Source organism: Hymenobacter segetis (assembly GCF_054776495.1).
This window is the reverse complement of record NZ_BAAHBV010000002.1, coordinates 824,748-842,884: the sequence shown is the minus strand read 5'-3', so window position 1 is coordinate 842,884 and position 18,137 is coordinate 824,748. Positions and strand designations below refer to the sequence as shown.

At 60.6% G+C, this 18,137-nt stretch carries 12 protein-coding genes and 1 pseudogene; 9 read left to right on the top strand and 4 right to left on the bottom strand.

Going from position 1 to position 18,137, the window contains the following annotated elements:
• Positions 1-92 precede the first annotated feature (92 nt).
• Positions 93-629, top strand: coding sequence for a hypothetical protein (locus ACYU70_RS13985; protein WP_342297481.1), 537 nt, complete (start codon positions 93-95; stop codon positions 627-629).
• Between the two features lie 43 nt (positions 630-672).
• On the opposite strand, the gene ACYU70_RS13980 is transcribed toward ACYU70_RS13985, so the two are convergent.
• Both ACYU70_RS13980 and hscA read right to left on the bottom strand, forming a co-directional pair.
• Entirely contained in the window at positions 673-1,845 is a 1,173-nt protein-coding gene (locus ACYU70_RS13980) for an anhydro-N-acetylmuramic acid kinase (protein WP_342297480.1), read from the bottom strand.
• Positions 1,846-1,916: 71 nt separating this feature from the next.
• Positions 1,917-3,788: a Fe-S protein assembly chaperone HscA gene (gene hscA, locus ACYU70_RS13975; RefSeq protein WP_342297479.1), complete on the bottom strand. Its 1,872-nt coding sequence runs from the start codon at positions 3,786-3,788 to the stop codon at positions 1,917-1,919.
• Positions 3,789-4,118: 330 nt separating this feature from the next.
• Between hscA and ACYU70_RS13970 the strand changes: the two genes are divergently transcribed.
• From ACYU70_RS13970 to ACYU70_RS13945, 6 genes are all read left to right on the top strand, one after another.
• Positions 4,119-6,311, top strand: coding sequence for a DUF4331 family protein (locus ACYU70_RS13970; protein ID WP_342297478.1), 2,193 nt, complete (start codon positions 4,119-4,121; stop codon positions 6,309-6,311).
• 163 nt (positions 6,312-6,474) lie between these two features.
• On the top strand, positions 6,475-7,758 hold the full coding sequence (locus ACYU70_RS13965) for a tetratricopeptide repeat protein (protein ID WP_342297477.1): 1,284 nt from the start codon (positions 6,475-6,477) through the stop codon (positions 7,756-7,758).
• 1 nt (position 7,759) lies between these two features.
• On the top strand, positions 7,760-8,452 hold the full coding sequence (locus ACYU70_RS13960) for a HupE/UreJ family protein (protein WP_342297476.1): 693 nt from the start codon (positions 7,760-7,762) through the stop codon (positions 8,450-8,452).
• A 72-nt stretch (positions 8,453-8,524) separates the two neighbouring features.
• Entirely contained in the window at positions 8,525-8,914 is a 390-nt protein-coding gene (locus tag ACYU70_RS13955; protein ID WP_342297475.1) for a hypothetical protein, read from the top strand.
• A gap of 145 nt (positions 8,915-9,059) precedes the next feature.
• Entirely contained in the window at positions 9,060-9,296 is a 237-nt protein-coding gene (locus ACYU70_RS13950) for a hypothetical protein (RefSeq protein WP_342297473.1), read from the top strand.
• A 123-nt stretch (positions 9,297-9,419) separates the two neighbouring features.
• Positions 9,420-11,705, top strand: coding sequence for a TonB-dependent receptor (locus ACYU70_RS13945; RefSeq protein ID WP_342297471.1), 2,286 nt, complete (start codon positions 9,420-9,422; stop codon positions 11,703-11,705).
• A 294-nt stretch (positions 11,706-11,999) separates the two neighbouring features.
• On the opposite strand, the gene ACYU70_RS13940 is transcribed toward ACYU70_RS13945, so the two are convergent.
• Positions 12,000-12,302, bottom strand: a complete 303-nt coding sequence (locus tag ACYU70_RS13940) for a T9SS type A sorting domain-containing protein (RefSeq protein ID WP_425293327.1) — start codon at positions 12,300-12,302, stop codon at positions 12,000-12,002.
• 945 nt (positions 12,303-13,247) lie between these two features.
• A pseudogene (locus tag ACYU70_RS13935) lies at positions 13,248-14,183 on the bottom strand (alpha-amylase family glycosyl hydrolase); the annotation flags it as partial.
• Positions 14,184-14,713: 530 nt separating this feature from the next.
• Here ACYU70_RS13935 and ACYU70_RS13930 point away from each other — a divergent pair.
• Together ACYU70_RS13930 and ACYU70_RS13925 are read left to right on the top strand one after the other, a co-directional pair.
• Positions 14,714-15,604 (top strand): murein L,D-transpeptidase catalytic domain family protein, encoded by an 891-nt coding sequence (locus tag ACYU70_RS13930; protein ID WP_342297468.1) that lies wholly within the window; start codon positions 14,714-14,716, stop codon positions 15,602-15,604.
• 1,022 nt (positions 15,605-16,626) lie between these two features.
• Positions 16,627-18,108 carry a DUF6056 family protein gene (locus tag ACYU70_RS13925; protein WP_460616029.1) on the top strand — a complete coding sequence of 494 codons (1,482 nt, stop codon included), beginning with the start codon at positions 16,627-16,629 and terminating at the stop codon, positions 18,106-18,108.
• The last annotated feature ends 29 nt before the right edge of the window (positions 18,109-18,137 follow it).

Sequence of the window (18,137 nt, the reverse complement as noted above, 5' to 3'; positions counted from 1 at the left end):
CTGCGCAAGCTAACCGGCCCCCACCAGGAGCCGGAGCGGGGGCGGCGGCCCGGACCTTGGTCCGGGCCAGCCGCCCCCGCTTATTTTTGGCCATGCAAGCACTTCCAGGACTGAAACAACTGCGGTGGCAAATCAGCATCAGGGCAAGCCTGCTAATGCTCATTCTTGCAGCCGTGGAAGCGGTTGGCGGTGGCCTGGTGACTGCGCGGCAGGGAGCAGAAACGGGGCGTCCGCTCAGCCAGGGGCAGGCGGCGGGCCAGTTTCTGCGGGCCGTACTTCGGGCCAATTATTCGGCTGCTTATAGTAGGTTGGCACCGGAAATCCGGCAGGGCATTGGCCTGGCCCGGTTTACTGCGGCGGCCCGGCCGCTCTGGAAAAGTGGTCAGCGGCCTGGGCGCGGTACGGCCATCGAACTCTACAAACTGGGCGTGCGCCTGGGCGACAGGGGCAGCGCACGGCTGTTCTACAGCTTTTCTTTCGCGGCTGATTCCAGTCTGCGAATCCCATCAGAGTTGCTGGAAGTTACTTTTCGGGACACGGCTTCCCGGGCAGTACTGGGTTTCAGCCTGCGCCTGACTGAGGTTGCTCGGCCGAAAAAGCAGGTGGTGAAAAAATCACAAAGCCGGTAGCTATTGCGCTGCCGCCCTGCCCCGCGCCATATAACGCAAACGGCTACGGCAAACAGATTTTGCCCAGGCTGATGTCAGGATTACCCGCCACGGTTTCGTTGGCCAGCACGGCAAACAGCACGGCTTCCTTGGCATCGGCGGGAATGCCCAGCGCATCAATGGATGCAAAGCGGGCGGTGGGCAGGTGCCGTTGCAGGGCCTGTAGCAGCGCGCCGTTGTGGCTGCCGCCGCCGCTCACGTAGCAGGCTACATCGGGCCGCTCGGCTTCTGGAAGACACTGCTGAACGGCGCTGGCCACGCCCGTGGCCGTTAGCTCAACCAGGGTGGCCAGCACGTCGGCGGGTGGGAGGGACGTGGTGCCGGTTTTAAGCTGGGCCTCGTGCAGGTAGTCGGGGCCGAATAGCTCCGGGCCAGTTGTTTTGGGCAGCGGTGCGGCGAAAAATGGATGGCTCAGTAGCTCCTGTAGCAGAGCCGGATGAGCGGTACCACTGGCCGCAATCGCACCGTTTTCATCGTACTCGCGGCCGGGGAAATACTGCCGCGTTACGGCATCAAGCAGCGTGTTGCCGGGGCCGGTATCGGTGGTGAGGGGCAGGCCGGGGGTGGGCTGAGCCGGTAGGTACGTGAAGTTTGCAATGCCGCCCAGATTGAGCAGCAGTCGGTTTTCGGTGGGGGAAGAAAACAGCAGCTCGTCGGCATAGCCAGCTAGGGGGGCGCCCTCAAAGCCGTGGGCTACGTGTTTCTGCCGGAAATCGGCCACGGTGATGATGCCGGTGAGCGCCGCCAGGTGGTCGCCATCGCCGATTTGCAGCGTGGCGTGGTGCGGAAAACCGGCCTGCTGATGCTGGTGGCGCGGGGCATGCCAGATGGTTTGGCCGTGGCTGGCAATGAGGTCGACCTCGGCCGCCGCCACCTGCCAGGATTGCAGGCAGACCAGCACCATTTCTGCGTGCTGCCGGGCCACCTCGGCGTTGAGAATGGTAACATCCTGCAACGCCACAGTGGGCTGCGAAATGGCCCGCAGCCGCTGCCGAAATTCCGCCGAGTAGGGCAGCGTGGCAAAGTGCTCCAGCGTGGTCTGCAACTGAGTGCCGTGGCCCTTGCAGCGGCACAGCGCCACATCCAGCCCATCGAGCGAAGTGCCCGACATCAGGCCAATGATGCGGCGGCTGGGCTGCTGAGCCAGTGCGAAAAGGCGAGCGAGGTAGGGATTCACGGGTGGGCCTTTGAAAACTTTTGCGAAGGTATAAAAGCGGTTTGTGCCCCGTTGTACCGATTCTTAGTGCGCTACTCGATTTTCTTGCCCGCCATGGCTTGCTGGATAGAGATGTTCATCACCCGCTCGGCATAGGGACGGGTCAGCTCGTCAAGCTCGTCCATGGCTTTTAGAATGGGGTCGCGGTCGGTGCCGGCCAGCGCGGCCTGCACGGTGGCAACCTGGGCTTCGGTAGCCGTCAGCTCGGTTTCGGTGAGGTGCTGGCGGTTTTTGCGGGTAAAATTATTCACCTGGTACAGCAGCTGCTCAGCGGCGGTGCGGGCTTCGATGAGCAGGCGCGCCGCTACGTCGTCTTTGGCATTCACCAGCGAATCCATCAGCATCTGCTCCACTTGGTCGTCGGTGAGGCCGTACTGGGGCTTTATTTCCACCTGCTGGCGCGTGTTGGAGCGCAGCTCGATAGCTTCCACTTTCAGGATGCCGTCGGCATTCAGCAGGAAGTTCACGTCGACCTTGGGCAGGCCGGCGGGCATGGCCGGAATGCCGGTCAGGGTGAATTCGCCCAGCTTGCGGTTCTGGCTCACGAGGTCGCGCTCGCCTTGGTACACGGCAATTTTCAGGTTCACCTGCCCGTCCACGCTGGTGGTGTACTGGCGGCCGGCCTTGGTCGGGATTTTCGAGTTGCGCGGAATGATGGGGTCCAGCAAGCCGCCCAGCGTTTCGATGCCCAGCGTGAGCGGCGTCACATCGAGCAGCAGCACGTCGCGCCGGTTGCCGGCCAGAATATCGGCCTGAATGGCCGCGCCCAGCGCCACCACCTCATCCGGGTTCAGTGAATTGTTAGCCGGCTGCCCGAAGAACTCCGAAACCGCATCGTACACCAGCGGCACGCGAGTCGAGCCACCTACCAGCAGCACCGCATCAAGCTTGGTTTCGAGCTTGGCATCGGCCAGGGCCTGACGGCAGGCCGCAATGGTGCGGTCCACCAGCGGGCGGATGAGGTCGTTGAATTGCGCGCGGGTGAGCGTAACGGTGATATTCCGGCCGGCCTCGTCGGTGAGGTGGGTCGTGAAATCATCGTGCTGGCTGAGGTATTTCTTGGCCATCTCGGCGGCCAAGCGCAGCTGCTGCTGGAGGTGCGGGTTGGTGTGGAAAGCCTCCGAAAGGCCGAAAGTGGCCGTCCAATGGTCCACCACGGCGCGGTCCAGGTCGTCGCCCCCGAGGTAAGTGTCGCCGTTGGTGCTCAGTACTTCAAAAATGCCCTGCTGAATGCGCAGAATGCTGATGTCGAAGGTACCGCCGCCAAGGTCGTACACGGCCACGGTTTTCTCTTCGTCGGGGTCGAGGCCGATGCCGTAGGCCAAGGCCGCAGCCGTGGGCTCGTTCACGATGCGCAGCACTTCGAGGCCGGCAAGGCGGCCGGCGTCGCGGGTGGCCTGGCGCTGCGAGTCGTTGAAATACGCCGGCACGGTGATAACGGCGCGGTTTACCGGGGTTTTGAGGGCGTGCTCGGCGCGGGCCCGCAGTTCCCGCAGGATATCGGCCGATAGCTCGATAGGGGAGAAGAACCGGTCATCGACCCGGATTTTGACCAAGCCTTCGGAGTTGTCGTCGATGACCTTGTAGCCGAGTTGGGTGGCGTGCTGGCCCAGGTCGCGGTAGCTTTTGCCCAACAGGCGCTTCACGGAATAAATGGTGCGCTGCGGGTCGGTGAGGAGGTACTCACGAGCCTCTGTGCCCACGATGGGGTCGGCTCCATCGGCGGGGAAATGCACCACGGAGGGCACGATGGTGCCCCGGCCCAAATCGTTGATGGCGGCGGGCTGGTGGCTCTCGGGGTGCACGTAGGCCACGAGACTGTTGGTGGTGCCCAGGTCGATGCCGACGATGATTTCTTCCTGCTGAAGGCTGCCGGTGGCCAGGTTGATTGCTACTGTAGCCATATAAACGAGGGGCGGCCACTGCCGGCGGCCCGAAAAATGAAAGTAAATGGCGCCGAAAAGCGCGCTGCAAAAGTACGGGCTAAACCCCGCCATAACCGGGGCAATACATACCCCCAGGCCCTGCCATTATAACAAGCCAAAATCTTATTGAACTATTGTTAGAAAAATTCAAACCGAGGCGGTGAGTACGAACGTAAGGAAAGTACAACTGCGCAGCCGGGTTCAAAAAGGCCACATCACACGGGGCATTAGGGAATATGCTGTTCAGCTTGAGAGTTTTTTAGGTTGCCTTACACCTTCACCAAAACCCATTTCCCAACATCCTTTTTTATGAAAAATCTACTTACTCGCCCTCTTTTCCAGGCTGCTCTGCTCGCAACCGCGGCCGGAGGTGTGGTGGCTCTGAGCAGCCAACACAACACGCTGGAAGCTTCCAGCCACCGCGAAGCCCCACTTATCGCCGACGACCCGTTGGCCGATAACACCGACCTGTACGCCTTCCGCAGCCCCGATTCGCCTAACAACGACGGCAGTGCCAGCGTTACCATCATCGCCAACTACATTCCGCTGGAGCTGCCCCAGGGCGGCCCGAACTACAACACGTTCGGCGAAAACGTGCGCTACGAAATCCACGTGAAGAACAATCCGACCACGGCCGGTGACGACATCACGTACCGTTTCACGTTCACCCGTACCAACGAAGCCGGCACCGGCACCTTTTTCAATATTCGGCTGGGACTTCAGAACCTGAAAACCACTTATACCTGCGAAAAAAGCGTAGGTGGTGGGGCCTTCACAACCGTTGTAACCAACGGCGTTGTGCCTCCCCCCAATATCGGCCCGCGTTCTATTAATGGCCCTGCTGGCTTGAACCAGACAGCCCCTTATGCCACGCTGATGACCAACGCCATTCAGACGCTGTCAGATGGCACCAAAATCTTCTGCGGCCCGACGGACGACCCGTTCTTTGCTGACCTCGGCGGCATCTTCGACTTGGGCGGTATTCGCGCTCCCGGCGCGGCCCGCGACGGCCTCGCCCGCAAGAACACCCACGCCATCGCGATGCAAATTCCGGTGACGGTGCTGGCCAAGACGGGCACTACGGCCCTCACCAGCACCACCAACATCCTGGATTCGAACTACATCATCGGCGTGTGGGCTTCGGCCAGCCGGCCTTCTACCCGCGTGCTGTCGGCCACGGGTGCCGCGCCTACCGTGTCGGGCAGCTACGTGCAGGTGTCGCGCATCGGTATGCCGCTGCTGAACGAAGTTATCAACCCCATTGGTGCTAAAGATGCTTGGAACTCCGGCACTCCTTATGCCGAAGTTGCTGCTACGGACGACTACCTGTCGAACCCCGAACTGGGCCTGTATCTGGCTGACAATACGCCGGTAGCCCCAGCTGGTCCCAAAACTGCCAGCACGACGTACTACGGGGAGGCTGTTTCTGGCCCCGGTACGCTGCTCAACGCATTGCGTATTCAGAGCAAGTCGCTGGCTGGTCAGAGCCTGGGTGGGCTGGGCGGAGCTAGCTTCGCTGGCTTTGACTTCCGCAATGGAGCCGCCGGCTTGAGCGGCCTGGCTGGCAACGCTGCCCTGAACGGTACGGCATTGGCTGCTAATGCCTATGGCCCCTACCTGCTGCGCGCCGGCAAGCCGCGCTCAGTTGATATTCTGCCCATCTTCCACACGGGGGTTCCAAACCTGGCTCCTTATCAGTTGGCTACTGGCAAAGGCGGCAACCCGCTGGCCGCCGGCAAGCCTTTCATCAACAACTTCCTGTTGGTGGGTGGTTCGGCCAGCAACCCCGGTGGCGACATGCTGCGCCTGAACATGGCTGTGCCTCCTACGCCACGTACTGCCGCTGCTGGCTTCAGTTCGGAGGGCCTGCTGGCCGCCGCTGTAGCTGGTCTGACAAACCCGACCTACAATGCCAACGCTAGCCTGCAGAACATCCCCAACATGGACGGTTTCCCCAACGGTCGCCGCCTCGAGGATGACGTGACCCGCATCGAGCTGCAAGCCGTGGGTGGCGTGGTGCTGGCTGCTATCGGCCTGTGGTACGACGACTACACCCCGGCTTCGACGAGCCCTGTTACCACTCAGTTGGGCAACGTGCTGGGCTTCAATGCCGGCGTTACGGCCAACGACACCACGTTCAAAGCTGCTTTCCCTTACTCGCAAACACCCTGGAGCGGTACTAAAGCCCAGTCAGTGGCCCTGGCGCAGCGTTCGTCCAGCCTCGGCTTGTCGCCTAACCTGACGGTGGCTAATGCTTACCCCAACCCCTTTGCCGACCGCACCACGCTGCGCTTTGAGCTGCCCACCAAAGGCACGATGAGCGTAGTTATCAGTGACGTGACCGGCCGCAAGGTGGCTACCATTGCCAAGGACAAAGCCTTCGGTGCCGGTGCCAACGAGCTGGCTTGGACGCCCGGCCGCGATGTGGCCCCCGGCGTATACATCGCCACGCTGTACAACGGCAGCACTGTCGTGCAATCGGTACGCATCGAGCGCCAATAAGCTGCGCTAGAAGCTGATTGAAAAGAGCCGTCGTTTGGTCCTCGTTTGGACTGGCGGCGGCTCTTTTTTTAGGCATTATGTTTACGGTTACTCCTCCACTCAGTCATCTTTCTCTGTTTTGAAAAAGTACTTATACCCCGGTTTATTGGTTGTTTTCGGCTTAATGGCGGCCGCCATATTCTTCTTTAAAAAGCCGGAGGTTCGCACGCCGGAGTTGAAAGACCGGCGCGGCAGCCTCTCGGTGGGCAACGAATGGCTGAACACCAAAGCCGCCATCGAGGGCTTGTTGGCCAAGCTACGCACCAACCCCAAGGACCAGAAAAGCCGCCTGCTGCTGGCCCAGGCCTACATGCAGGAAGGCCGCGTGACCGGCGACCACCCGTATTACGACGGCGCGGCTATGGACCTGCTGGAGCAGGTGCTAGCCGCCGAGCCCGAAAACTTTGAGGCCCTGTGCTGCAAAGCGTCGCTCTGCCTCACGCAGCACCACTTCGCCCAGGGCCTCGGCATCGCCGAGCAGGCCCAGAAGCTGAACCCCAACAGCGGCTTCGTATACGGCCTGCTGACCGATGCCAACGTGGAAATGGGCCACTACGAGGAGGCCATCAAGATGGCCGACAAGATGAATGCCGTGCGCCCCGACCTGCCCGCCTACGCCCGGGTGAGCTACCTGCGCGAGATTTACGGCGACGTGCCTGGAGCCATCCAAGCCATGGATATGGCCACCAAAGCCGGCTACATTGGCCTGGAGCAAACCGAGTGGACCCGCGTGGCGCTGGGCCACCTCTACGAAGTAAGCGGCGACACGGCCCACGCCCGGGGCTACTACCTCATGGCGCTATCGGCCCGCCCCGGCTATGCCTACGCGCTGGCAGGCCTGGGTCGCATGGCGGCGGCGCATAAGGACTATGCCCGGGCCATTAAGCTCTACCAGGAAGCCCGCATTACGGTGAAGGATTATGCCTTTGCTGATGAGCTGACCGACCTGTACCGCCTCAATGGCCAGCCCGCCGAGGCCGATAAAATGGCGAAGGAGTCCATCGACATGCTGGCCAATGCCGCTAAGGAAGCCGATAGCAACGAGCAAATGGGCCACTACGCCGACCGCGAGCTGGCCTACGCATACCTCAAAACCAACGAGCTGGACAAGGCGATGGAACATGCCAAAATCGAGTACGACCGCCGCCCCGACAACATTGACGTGAACGAAACCATGGCCTGGGTGCTCTACAAGCGCGGCCAGTATGCCGAGGCTCAGAAATATATGCAGGTAGCCCGCCGCACGGGCTCGAAAAATCCGGTGCTGCTATGCCGCGCCGGCCTCATTCTCACCAAGCTCGGCAAGAATGCCGAGGGCCAGGCCCTGATTGAGAACTCGCTGAAAACCGCTCCCTACCTCAACCCCGAAGTAGAGGCCGAGGGCAAAAAGCTGCTGGCCGCCCGCTAATATGAAACCAACCGGACCGTTGCGAGGAATGCGCCTGCCGCGCCGCGCCCTGGTGGCCCTGCCGCTGCTGGTGCTGCTGGCACTACCGGCCGCCGCGCACGTCCTCAACACGGACCTGAGCAAGCTCTCGCGCACGGAGATTTTCTGGACTTACCTGCAGCTGGGCTTCACACACATCATTCCGCTGGGGTTCGACCACATTCTGTTCATCATCAGTCTCTACATTCTGGAGCCGCGTCTGAAGCCGGTGCTCATGCAGGCCACGGCGTTTACGGTGGCGCACTCCATCACGCTGGGCTTGGCCATGTATGGGTTTATTCAGCCGCCCTCGTCGGTGATTGAGCCGATTATCGCGCTGTCCATCCTATTTGTGGCCATCGAGAATATTATTACCGATAAGCTCAACCCGTGGCGCTTGCTCATCGTGTTTGGGTTCGGGCTGGTGCACGGGATGGGGTTTGCCAGTGCCCTCACGGGACTGGGGCTGCCGCAGAAGGACTATTTTGGCTCGCTCATTTCCTTCAATGTGGGCGTGGAGCTGGGCCAGGTTTCGGTGATACTGCTGTGCTGGGCGCTGGTGGGCCGCTGGGCCGCCAACAAAAGCTGGTACAAGCAGCGGGTGGTAGTGCCGGTGTCGGTGGTCATCGGCCTGATAGCGGCTTACTGGACCGTGGAGCGCGTGTTTTTTGCCTGAAGAATTAATTGAAAGTTTAATCCATCCTTTTTCACCACCTGCGCCGTAGATAACGTCAGCCTTCTTCACATCATGCTTTTCCGCCCGTACCTCACGCTGCTGCTGCTGCTCAACTACCTGCTGGTAGTGGGGGCGGGCCTCGTGGAGCGCCCGGCGAAGGTGATTGACCGGCCCTTTGCCTACATGCACAGCAAAGATTGCCAGCTGCGCCATACCCTGCGCCTGGGCTGTTTCGATGACTGCAACGGCGTGCAGTACACTGTGAAGAAAACCGGTGAACGCCTGCCTTTGCAGCAGCTGCTCACCTCCCTCAAAGGCCTAGACACCCACTGCCTCACGGAAGTGCGGGTGGTGTTTGCCCGGCCGGTTTTTAATGCTGCCGAGGTCCGGCAGGCCGCCCGTGTGGTGGCCGTGCCTGTGGGCTACCGGGGCCAGATTGAGTTACCGCCCCGTCGGGGATAAGTTGAATTTTGGTCCTGATTTGGTTCGAATCCAAACGGGGCCACTGAGTACGGCTGCCGATAAGGAGCCGTGCCGCTTCATCTTATCCAATAATCCGACGCCGCCTGCGGGCCACTGTGCCGAGGCGCGTTCAACTCCTCATTAAATGATTTTCCGGGCCAATTCCCTCCAACCCGTAGCGGGCGCTACGGGCGTTACTTCTCGCGTGCAGCTGCCTGCGGCGGGCAGCATTGCCATCTCTTTGTTCGATGCGAATAGCCGCGCATTGCCAGCCAATACCGCTTCGGCCGGGCGCAACCAGTCGCGCGGCCACCTAGCGCAGCAGCAGGCCCAGCACCGGGCGCAGTGCCGTGCCAACTGCATGAGCAAAGCCAACTTCTAGTCGGCACATTTCCCTTTCATTCAACTGAGCCAATGGCAGGCGGCGCTTCGGCGCTGCCTGCCATTGGCCTTGATTTCGGACTAGATGAAACAACTTGTTACTGCACTTTCAGCCTGGGGGCTTATGCTTGGGCTGTTTTTATTGACGCAGACCGCGCAGGCGCAGGGCACCGCCACGCTACGCGGCACTGTGGCTGACTCCCTCTCCGGCCAGCCGGTGGCAGGCGTGAGCGTAGGTCTGCTGGGCCAGCCTGGCGGCACCGCCACCGATGCGCTGGGCCAGTTCCGCCTTAGCGGCCTTGCGCCGGGCAGCTACTCGCTGCGGGTGGGGGCACTGGGATACCGCGCCCAGACCGTGCCCGTGACGCTGGCGGCCGGCGAAAGCCCGCGCCTGAGCCTGCGCGTGGCCACCACCACGCTCAGCCTGGCCGAAGTGACCGTGAGCCAGCCCCGCGACCCCAACCAGAGCCTGGCCGCCATCTCGCACATCGACCAGCTGCTGCGGCCCGTGAACTCGGCCCAGGACCTGCTGCGCCTTGTGCCGGGCCTGTTCATTGCCCAGCACGCGGGTGGGGGCAAGGCCGAGCAGATTTTCCTGCGCGGCTTCGACTGCGACCACGGCACCGATTTCGCGGTGAGCGTGGACGGGCTGCCGGTGAACATGGTGAGCCACGCCCACGGCCAGGGCTATGCCGACTTTCACTTCGTGATACCCGAAACGGTGGAGCAGCTGAAGGTGTACAAAGGCCCGTACACGGCGCGGTTTGGTGATTTTGCCACGGCCGGCGCGGGCGAGTTCAGCACCAAAACGCGGCTGGAGCACAGCCAGGTAAAGCTCGAAGTGGGCCAGTTTGACACCCGCCGGGCGCTGGTGATGCTGGATTTGCTGGGCCAAAACCACCACCTGCTCAGCAAAAAGCCCGAAAGCGCCTATGTGGCGGCCGAGTACAACTTCACCAATTCGTATTTCGACCAGCCGCAGCACTTCAAGCGCTTCAACGGCATGGCCAAATACACGGGCCAGCTCTCCGATAAAACTTCGCTCACGCTGCTGGGCTCGCACTTCACCTCGAACTGGGATGCCAGCGGGCAGATTCCCGAGCGCGGCATCCGGGAGGGTATCATCTCGCGCTACGGCAGCATCGACCCCACCGAAGGCGGCCGCACCAGCCGCACCAACGCCAGCGCGGTGCTCACCACCGCCCTGCCCCACGATGCGGTGCTGCGCCAGCAGGCCTACTACTCGAAGTACGATTTCAGCCTGTACTCCAACTTTACGTTCTTCCTGCACGACTCAATCAACGGCGACGAAATCAACCAAACCGACGACCGGCACCTCTTCGGCTACACCGCCACGTATGAGCGCGACGACCAGCTGGGCGCGCGCACCCTGCACAGCACGCTGGGCGTGGGCACCCGCAACGATTTCTCGACCCTGGGCCTGCGCCACACCGTGCGCCGGCAGGTGCTCGATACCATCAGCACGGGCCGCCTCTTTGAACAGAACATCAACGCCTACCTCGACGAAACCCTGACCCTGACCGACCGCCTCACGGTGAACGCGGCCGTGCGGGCCGATTTCTTCACCTTCAATTTCCGGGGCCGGAGCACCGATGAGGCCACCGGCGAACTGGCTCCGCTACGGGGCCGAGTGGCCCGCGCCCGCGTCTCGCCCAAACTCAACCTGTATTATCAACTCACGCCGGCCGTGCAGCTGTTTGCCCGCTCGGGCTTCGGGTTCCATTCCAATGATGCGCGGGGCGTAATTCAGGGCGTGAATGCGAACGTGCTGCCCCGCGCCGTGGGCTCCGAAATCGGCAGCACGTTCAAGCCTCTGCCCAGCCTGGTGGTGAATGCGGCCCTCTGGAGCCTGCATTTGCAGGATGAGCTGGTGTATGTGGGCGATGAAGCCGTGGTGGAAAGCACCGGCCCCACCCAGCGCTACGGCCTCGATTTGTCGGTGCGCTACCAGTTGGGCAGCCGGGTTTTCGTCGATGGCGACTTCAACTACAACCACGGCCGCCAGCTCGACGCGCCCGAAAAGGCCAATTACATCCCGCTCGCACCCACCTTCACCAGCACCGGCGGCCTCACTTACCGAGCGCCCAAAGGCCTGAGCGGCAGCCTGCGCTACCGCCACATCGACTCGCGCCCGGCCAACGACGACGGCAGCATCACCGCTCGCGGCTATTTCCTGCTCGATGCCGTGCTGGCCTACACCACGCCGCGCTTCCAAATCGGGGCTTCGGCCGAAAACCTGCTGAACGTGGAATGGAACCAGGCCCAGTTCGCCACCCAAACCCGTCTGATAAATGCTCCCAAGCGCGAACCCCTCGAAGGCGTGGACGAACTGCACTTCACCCCCGGCACACCATTCTATGCCAAGCTGAATGTGAGCGTGTTTTTCTAGCGAACATCCATTTGCTCGTCCGATTGGACCGATTGCACATACAAACGGTCCAATCGGACGAGCAAATGGACTATTTGCATGTACAAACGGTCCAATCGGACAAGCAAACGGACCGTTTGTACATACAAACAGTCCAATCGGATGAGCAAATGGACCGTTTGTATATGCAAATGGTCCAATCGGACATACAAATGGCCTGATGGCATGTACAAATGGCATGAACGCATCCCTCTCAGCCACAAAAAAGCCTCTCCGGTTTCCCAGAGAGGCTTTTTGATTAGATGAAGTAGGTACTTACTGCACTGCCACCTTCTGGCTAACGTGGAACTCGGGCACGCTCAGCTGGTAGATGCCGGCCGGCAACGACTTTTTCACGCCGAGGCGCAGCTCGTTGGAGCCGTTGTAGAGGCGCACGGTTTCCTGGTGCACCAGGCGGCCGGTGAGGTCGTGCAGCTGCACGGTGGCGGCCTGTTCGCGGTTGGCGGTAATCACCACGTCGATGCGGTCGGCGGCGGTGGGGTTGGGGTACACCAGCACCTCGGCGGTGGCGGCCTCTTGGGTGGTGGCCAGGGCGTTGGCATCGCGGCGGCCGGTCATGGCCCCGGTTACCACGGTGGGGGCGGTGTAGGTGGCCTTCACGAAGGCACCTTGGGCGGGGTTGGCGGTGCTGGCGTTTTTGGCTTTGAGGGTGTACCAGCCCTCGGTGGTGGGCGTGTAGGTGCCCGTGAGGGTGCCGGTGCCGGTCTGGCTGCTCACCACGGTGCCGGCGCTGTTGAGCACGGCCACCGTCAGGCTGCGCGTGGCATCAACGGGAAAGAGGTTGTAGGTGACGCTTTTATTGGCGGCCACGTAGATGCGGCCGGCCGTGCGGTAGGCCGTGCTGGCGGCCGGCAGCGCACCGCCCTGGCCCAGCGAGCGGCTGTCGGAGTCGCCGAGGTCGTTGGCCAGCTCCCATTCCTGGGTGGTGGTCAGGGCCGGGCGGGTGTAGCCGGTCACGGCGTTGGTGGGGGCCCACACCGAGTAGCCCCGGCGGCCACCGGCAGCTGTGCCGTTGCACGGCGGCGTGTTGATGGCCACCGTCTGCGAGGCGCTCACCGTCACGGTAGCGGTGCCGTTGGCACCGGAATAGTCCTTGAGCACGGTGCCGGGGGCGAAATCGCAGCTCACCGTGTTGTTCTGCCAGGTGGTGAAGTTGTCGTTGATGCCAATGATGGCCTTGGTGCTGCGCTCAATCACGAGGTGGTCGGCAGCCTGGTAGCGCACCTTGTACGCGCCGTCCTTAAAATGCAGGTTCTGGTGGCACCACACTAGGTTCACGAGGTCGTCGCGGGTGGGCAGGTCCACGGTGCTTTTGGGGCTGTGGCTGTAGCGCTTGCTGGTGTTGCCCACGTTGAACACGTCCTCAAAAAAGAGCATCGGCGAGCCATCCATGGCCAGCGCGGCGGCATACACGGCCGAGAGGCGCGGGTCGAACGGGTCGATGTGCGGAGCCAGCTCCGAGCCGGTGTTCCAGCCGGTGTAGTTGCCGTTGGCGTCCACCTGGGGCCGCATCGTGTCGTGGTTGTTCACGAAGGGCACCGTGCGGTGCACATACGTCCCGCCGATGTTCACCACGCGGGTATTCTGCTGGTAGGTGGGCAGCGTGCCGATATCGAAGCTGCCGCCCTGGCTCACGATGTTGTAAAGCCCGTTGCGCAGTGAGAAGTCGAAGGTGCCGGCGCGGTTGTTCACGTTGGCCACCCAGCCGTCCATCTGACTCGATGAGCCCACCCATTCGCCCACGGCGTACATGGTGGCCCCGCCGCTGGCCCAGCCGGCATTGCTCTGCAGGTTATAGAGGAAATCTTCGCTGGCGAAGTCTGGGAAGTGCTTCACGGCATCCATCCGCACGCCATCAAAACCCACCTGCTTCTTGTACCAAATCAGCCAGTTGCGGTTGCCGGTGCGCATGTAGTCGCTGGCTTGCACGGGGTTGTAGGTGGTGGCGTTGGAGCTTTGGCCGTAGGAGCCGGGGTAGTAGCTGATGTCAGGGCCGAAGTAGGGTGCGTTCCAGTCGCCCGAGGTCGAGTTGTTGCCTTGGTTGGGGTTGAAGTTCTCCCAGTTTTTCGAGAAGCGTCCCGAGCGGCTGAAGTAGTCGGCGGCGCTCTCGTCGGTCACGGGCTTGGCGTAGCTCACGTAGCGGAAGTTCTTGTACTTGCTGGTCGTGCCATCTTCCCAGGCCCCCGGGTCCTGCCCGCCCGCGCCGTTCGAGGAGCCAGCCCCGTCGTTGTGGTTCAGCACCACGTCCTGAATTACTTCTACGCCATTGGCGTGCAGCACGGCCACGGCGCGCAGCAGCTCGTCCTTGGTACCCATGCGGGTTGCCAGGAAGCCTTTTTGCCACTTATCGCCTAGGTCGTAATTGTCGAAAGGGGAGTAGCCGTTGCCCTGGTTGGCGTTTTTGATGGTCGGTGGAATCCAGATGGCGTCCACGCCCATGGTTTTGAGGCGCGGCGCGAGGTCGGCGAGGTAATTGGCCCAGCCGTTGGGGTAGTTCGAATTCCAGAAATCCCACCAGAAGCCCTGCATCACCACTTTTTGGGCGTGGGCGCTCTGGTTGCCGGCCCCCAGCAGGGCCAAAGCCAGGGCCAGCGTGAACCGGAATCGTTTGCGGAATGGAAAATGAGGTGTAAAATGCATCATGTGTGGGAATTGGGTTTTGTGAAGAAAAATTGAAGTGTGGCTTGCCAGTCAGTCGCCACCCAAAAAACCGGGTTTTGTTGCTGATTGACGGCGTCAAGGTAGAAGAAATGGTTTGTATGGCCTTGAAATGACAAAATATTATTTGTGCATTCGATTGCATTTTTTGGATAATTGTGCTGTGCGAATATTTATTGTTCTTTAGTCTTTAGCTCATCCCTAGTGCTGTGCTTTGTCCGCCGCCCGTCCGCAGTCCGATGACTGACTCATTTTTGTAAAAGAGCTGGCTGGCTTGCGGTAGCTGTAGCGGCCTGCCGTAATTTCGGCTCATGGTTAGGTTGAGAGCATTATGGGACATTACCAAAACGGCCGCCGCAAGGGTGCACTTAGTTAGTTGCCTGGCGGCGGCGCTGTTCACAGCCGGCTGCCAACTGCGGGCCGAGGAAGCACAAACGCCGGCCAAAAAACTCGTTTCGGCCGCTGCTCCCCTCACGCCGGCCGCTACCCCAGCCGCGCCGGCCACCACCGCGCCATTGCCCGATTCCCTCCGCCTAACGCCGGTACCCGCGCTGGCCGCCGTGCCCGATACGCTGCACCAAGCCATTCAGCAGTTGCACGCCGCCCTCGGCCCCGCCGCCGCCGCACTGCGCCCCGAAGTGCTGGAGCAGGCCTGTGTAGGCTACCTCACGCTACACCCCACTGGCCGCATCGAACGCGCCGGCCTGCTGGCCGTGGCCGATATGGACCTGCCCAACACCACCGAGCGCCTTTGGGTCATCGACCTCAAGAATGCCCAGGTGCTGCACCGCAGCCTCGTAGCTCACGGCGAAGGCTCGGGCCACCTGCGGGCACGCCGCTTCTCCAACCAGGAATCCTCGGCCTGCACCTCGCTGGGCTTCTATCGCACGGCGGGCACCTACGACGGCATTCACGGCTACTCGCGTCGCATCGAAGGCTTGGATAAAGGCCAAAATGCCAATGCCTTCGATCGCTACGTGGTGTTGCACGCGGCCGATTACGCCAGCCCGAAATACGTGCAGCAATACGGCCACCTGGGCTACAGCCGGGGCTGCCCGGCCCTGCCGCCCGAGCAGTTCAAAGACATCATTGCCACGCTACGGGTGGGCAGCATGCTCCTCGTGAGCGGCCCCGGCCTGGCCTCGCGCTGGCTGGATGGCGGGGCCGCCGGCCGGCGGTTTTTGCAGCGCGGCTGGCGCTGAAGGTGCCGGAAAAGCCATGCGAAAACGAGTTGTATTCCTGGTGTTTTCCTTGTTTTCTACCCTAAATAGCCCGCCCGGAAGCCAACCGGCGAATGAACTGTGCAGTGCTCAATGCCTCATCGCGCAGCATCCTCAAACGCAAGTTCAATCGAGCTGCCTGTGGCAGAGAGTACCTCCGGTTATTACCCCGAAAGGCCTGTGATTTTGTGCAAAAACCCTACCACTGTACCTTATAACGAGGACAGTATCTCGTGAGTGGTGTATATTTGCACAAATCCTATTTTGGTGTATTTAATAGGTAGTGGCAGTCTAATTTAGGGTGATGTTTTGACTCTCAATAGTAATTTTAATTCGAGCGCTATACATCGCCAGGCGGTTGCTAAACGAGCAGCGTTTTTGCGCGGCCACGCCCAAACATTGGTGCAATGGGCAACTACGGGTTTTGCCAATACCGCTAGTGCCATTGTGCTTGGGCCGGCATCATCCTACGCGTGAGCACCGTGGTACTCTCAGAAATTGCTGCCGCCAAAAGGCTAGGGCTATTTGCAGACGTGCAACACGTTAGCGTACCTCTTCCCCTGGTGTGGGGAGGACTGTCAGCTTTGGGACAAAGCTGCCCACAGAGACCGGACCGTGGCTACGTCCCGGTATTCCACCAACCAATTCACAATGCGGCACGAGGCCCGCGCCATGGCCAGCCAGCGTCGCGGCAGCGGAGGCAGCGTTACGCATTTTTTAGCAGCCCGGCTATCAGCCGGCACGAAACGGCCTTGGCTCGCACGATACCTGGGGCGAGATGCAGCCGGCCAGCCGCTTCATTGCTTGGGCATATTGAGTCGCTTCGGATACTGCCGCCAGCCCAACCCGCGCCGGAGAGCGGCCTGCTTCACCCACATGCCTGTCTCGAACGCGCTACCTGGCAATGCACCCGATACACTCACTACTCCAGCACGCGCACCACTGTTGAGTAAAAGACACTTGTTGATTTACAACTTCACTCCTAAATTATAGACCACTGCCCAATGGACCATCCGGCCAAATTCATCCCCAACAGTACCAGGCTTTATCAAGTGTTTTTCCTGGCACTGGCTTTTATCAGTGTTCTTCCCTTTTTGGCGCTGTCTTTTTATAGCCATCCGGGTGCCGATGACTACGTTTTCTCCAGCCTCTACAAACACTTAGGCTGGTTGGAATTTCAAAAACACTTTTACATGAAGTGGCAGGGCTTGTACACGACGAATGCGATAATGGTCAGCCCGCTGAGTCCAGTAATTCACAACCGATTCGATTTGTATTGGATACCCTGCTGGCTCGGGCTGGGCAGTATGATTGTTAGTGTGTGGCTGCTGATGAAGTACTTAACGCGGGATAAGCTGGCAACGCTGGTGCTGACGTGCACCGTGATGGTGTTGTACCTGTACCAGTTGCCCAGCACTTCAGAAGCACTGTTTTGGCTGAACGCCAACTGGGCTTACCAAATGAGTATCAGCATGGGAGCCATTGTACTGCTGCTGGTGATGCGCACATTTCAGGACGAACAGGTGAGCCGGGCCTACTGGGCTGCTGCGGCACTCATGACGGTTTTGCTGATAGGCACCAACTTTATTGCGGCCATGCTGGCCGTGTTTGGGGTGGGAGTAGGGGCATTGCTCAACCTGCGCAACAAAACAACCCGTTTTTGGTGGCTAGGCCTGTTGCTGCTGGCCGTTATCGCTTTCGGCGTAGTGATGATGGCCCCTGGCAATGCGGTGCGACTAAACGCTGCAAACCAATCCCTCGAGGCAAGCCATGTCAGCACCGTGGGGAAGCTGGTATATGGCGTAACGCATGGCGTTGGCTTGTTGGTGTATAGCATAATTAACTGGTTTGGCAACGGCATCGTTCTGGCGTTTTCCGTGATGTTGATACCGGTGTTAGCGAAGGTCAGCGATAATGCAGAAGCCCCGATAGTTACTTTTTTTAAATATCGGTTTGTTTTCTTGCTGGCGGGTGCGGTAATGATTGCGCTGCCCTTCTTTCCTACCTACGTGACGCAGGGCGGCCCGCCGGCGGGCCGTGTCATTGATGTGATTTACGCGGTTTTTATCCTGGTCTGGATTTTCCTGCTCTACGCAGCCGTGGCCTGGTGGCGACGCACGGCTCCGGCCGCCCCTGCGCAACCGGCTTACCTATCATTGGCAATGGGCATTTTCTTGGTATTTGCGCTGCTAACCGATGCTAACTATAAACTGGCCTACCGCAGTAAGGGCAAGAATGCAAACAATATATCGCTGGCCTACCGCGATTGGTTGGGTGGCGCGGCCAAACAGTTTGACCAGCAACAGCGACAGCGTTACCAGCTGATGCTGGCCCCCGGCCATGCGGGCGTGGAGCTGGACTCATTATCGGCAAAGCCCCAAACAATCTTTCTGGCCGATTTGGAGAAAGATTCGACCCATTGGACGAACCGGGCGTATGCCAATTTTTTCGGCAAATCATTCGTGCGGGTTCACCAACCCCGGTAGTAGCGCAGTAGAAGGATGCTTATCGTGTA

What these genes read in the sequence shown, in the direction of transcription:
- ACYU70_RS13985 (WP_342297481.1), top strand. Translation starts at nt 93, where the DNA reads ATGCAAGCACTTCCAGGACTGAAACAACTGCGGTGGCAAATCAGCATC.
- hscA (WP_342297479.1), bottom strand. Translation starts at nt 3,788, where the DNA reads ATGGCTACAGTAGCAATCAACCTGGCCACCGGCAGCCTTCAGCAGGAA.
- ACYU70_RS13970 (WP_342297478.1), top strand. Translation starts at nt 4,119, where the DNA reads ATGAAAAATCTACTTACTCGCCCTCTTTTCCAGGCTGCTCTGCTCGCA.
- ACYU70_RS13965 (WP_342297477.1), top strand. Translation starts at nt 6,475, where the DNA reads ATGGCGGCCGCCATATTCTTCTTTAAAAAGCCGGAGGTTCGCACGCCG.
- ACYU70_RS13960 (WP_342297476.1), top strand. Translation starts at nt 7,760, where the DNA reads ATGAAACCAACCGGACCGTTGCGAGGAATGCGCCTGCCGCGCCGCGCC.
- ACYU70_RS13955 (WP_342297475.1), top strand. Translation starts at nt 8,525, where the DNA reads ATGCTTTTCCGCCCGTACCTCACGCTGCTGCTGCTGCTCAACTACCTG.
- ACYU70_RS13950 (WP_342297473.1), top strand. Translation starts at nt 9,060, where the DNA reads ATGATTTTCCGGGCCAATTCCCTCCAACCCGTAGCGGGCGCTACGGGC.
- ACYU70_RS13945 (WP_342297471.1), top strand. Translation starts at nt 9,420, where the DNA reads ATGCTTGGGCTGTTTTTATTGACGCAGACCGCGCAGGCGCAGGGCACC.
- ACYU70_RS13940 (WP_425293327.1), bottom strand. Translation starts at nt 12,302, where the DNA reads ATGACCGGCCGCCGCGATGCCAACGCCCTGGCCACCACCCAAGAGGCC.
- ACYU70_RS13930 (WP_342297468.1), top strand. Translation starts at nt 14,714, where the DNA reads ATGGTTAGGTTGAGAGCATTATGGGACATTACCAAAACGGCCGCCGCA.
- ACYU70_RS13925 (WP_460616029.1), top strand. Translation starts at nt 16,627, where the DNA reads ATGGACCATCCGGCCAAATTCATCCCCAACAGTACCAGGCTTTATCAA.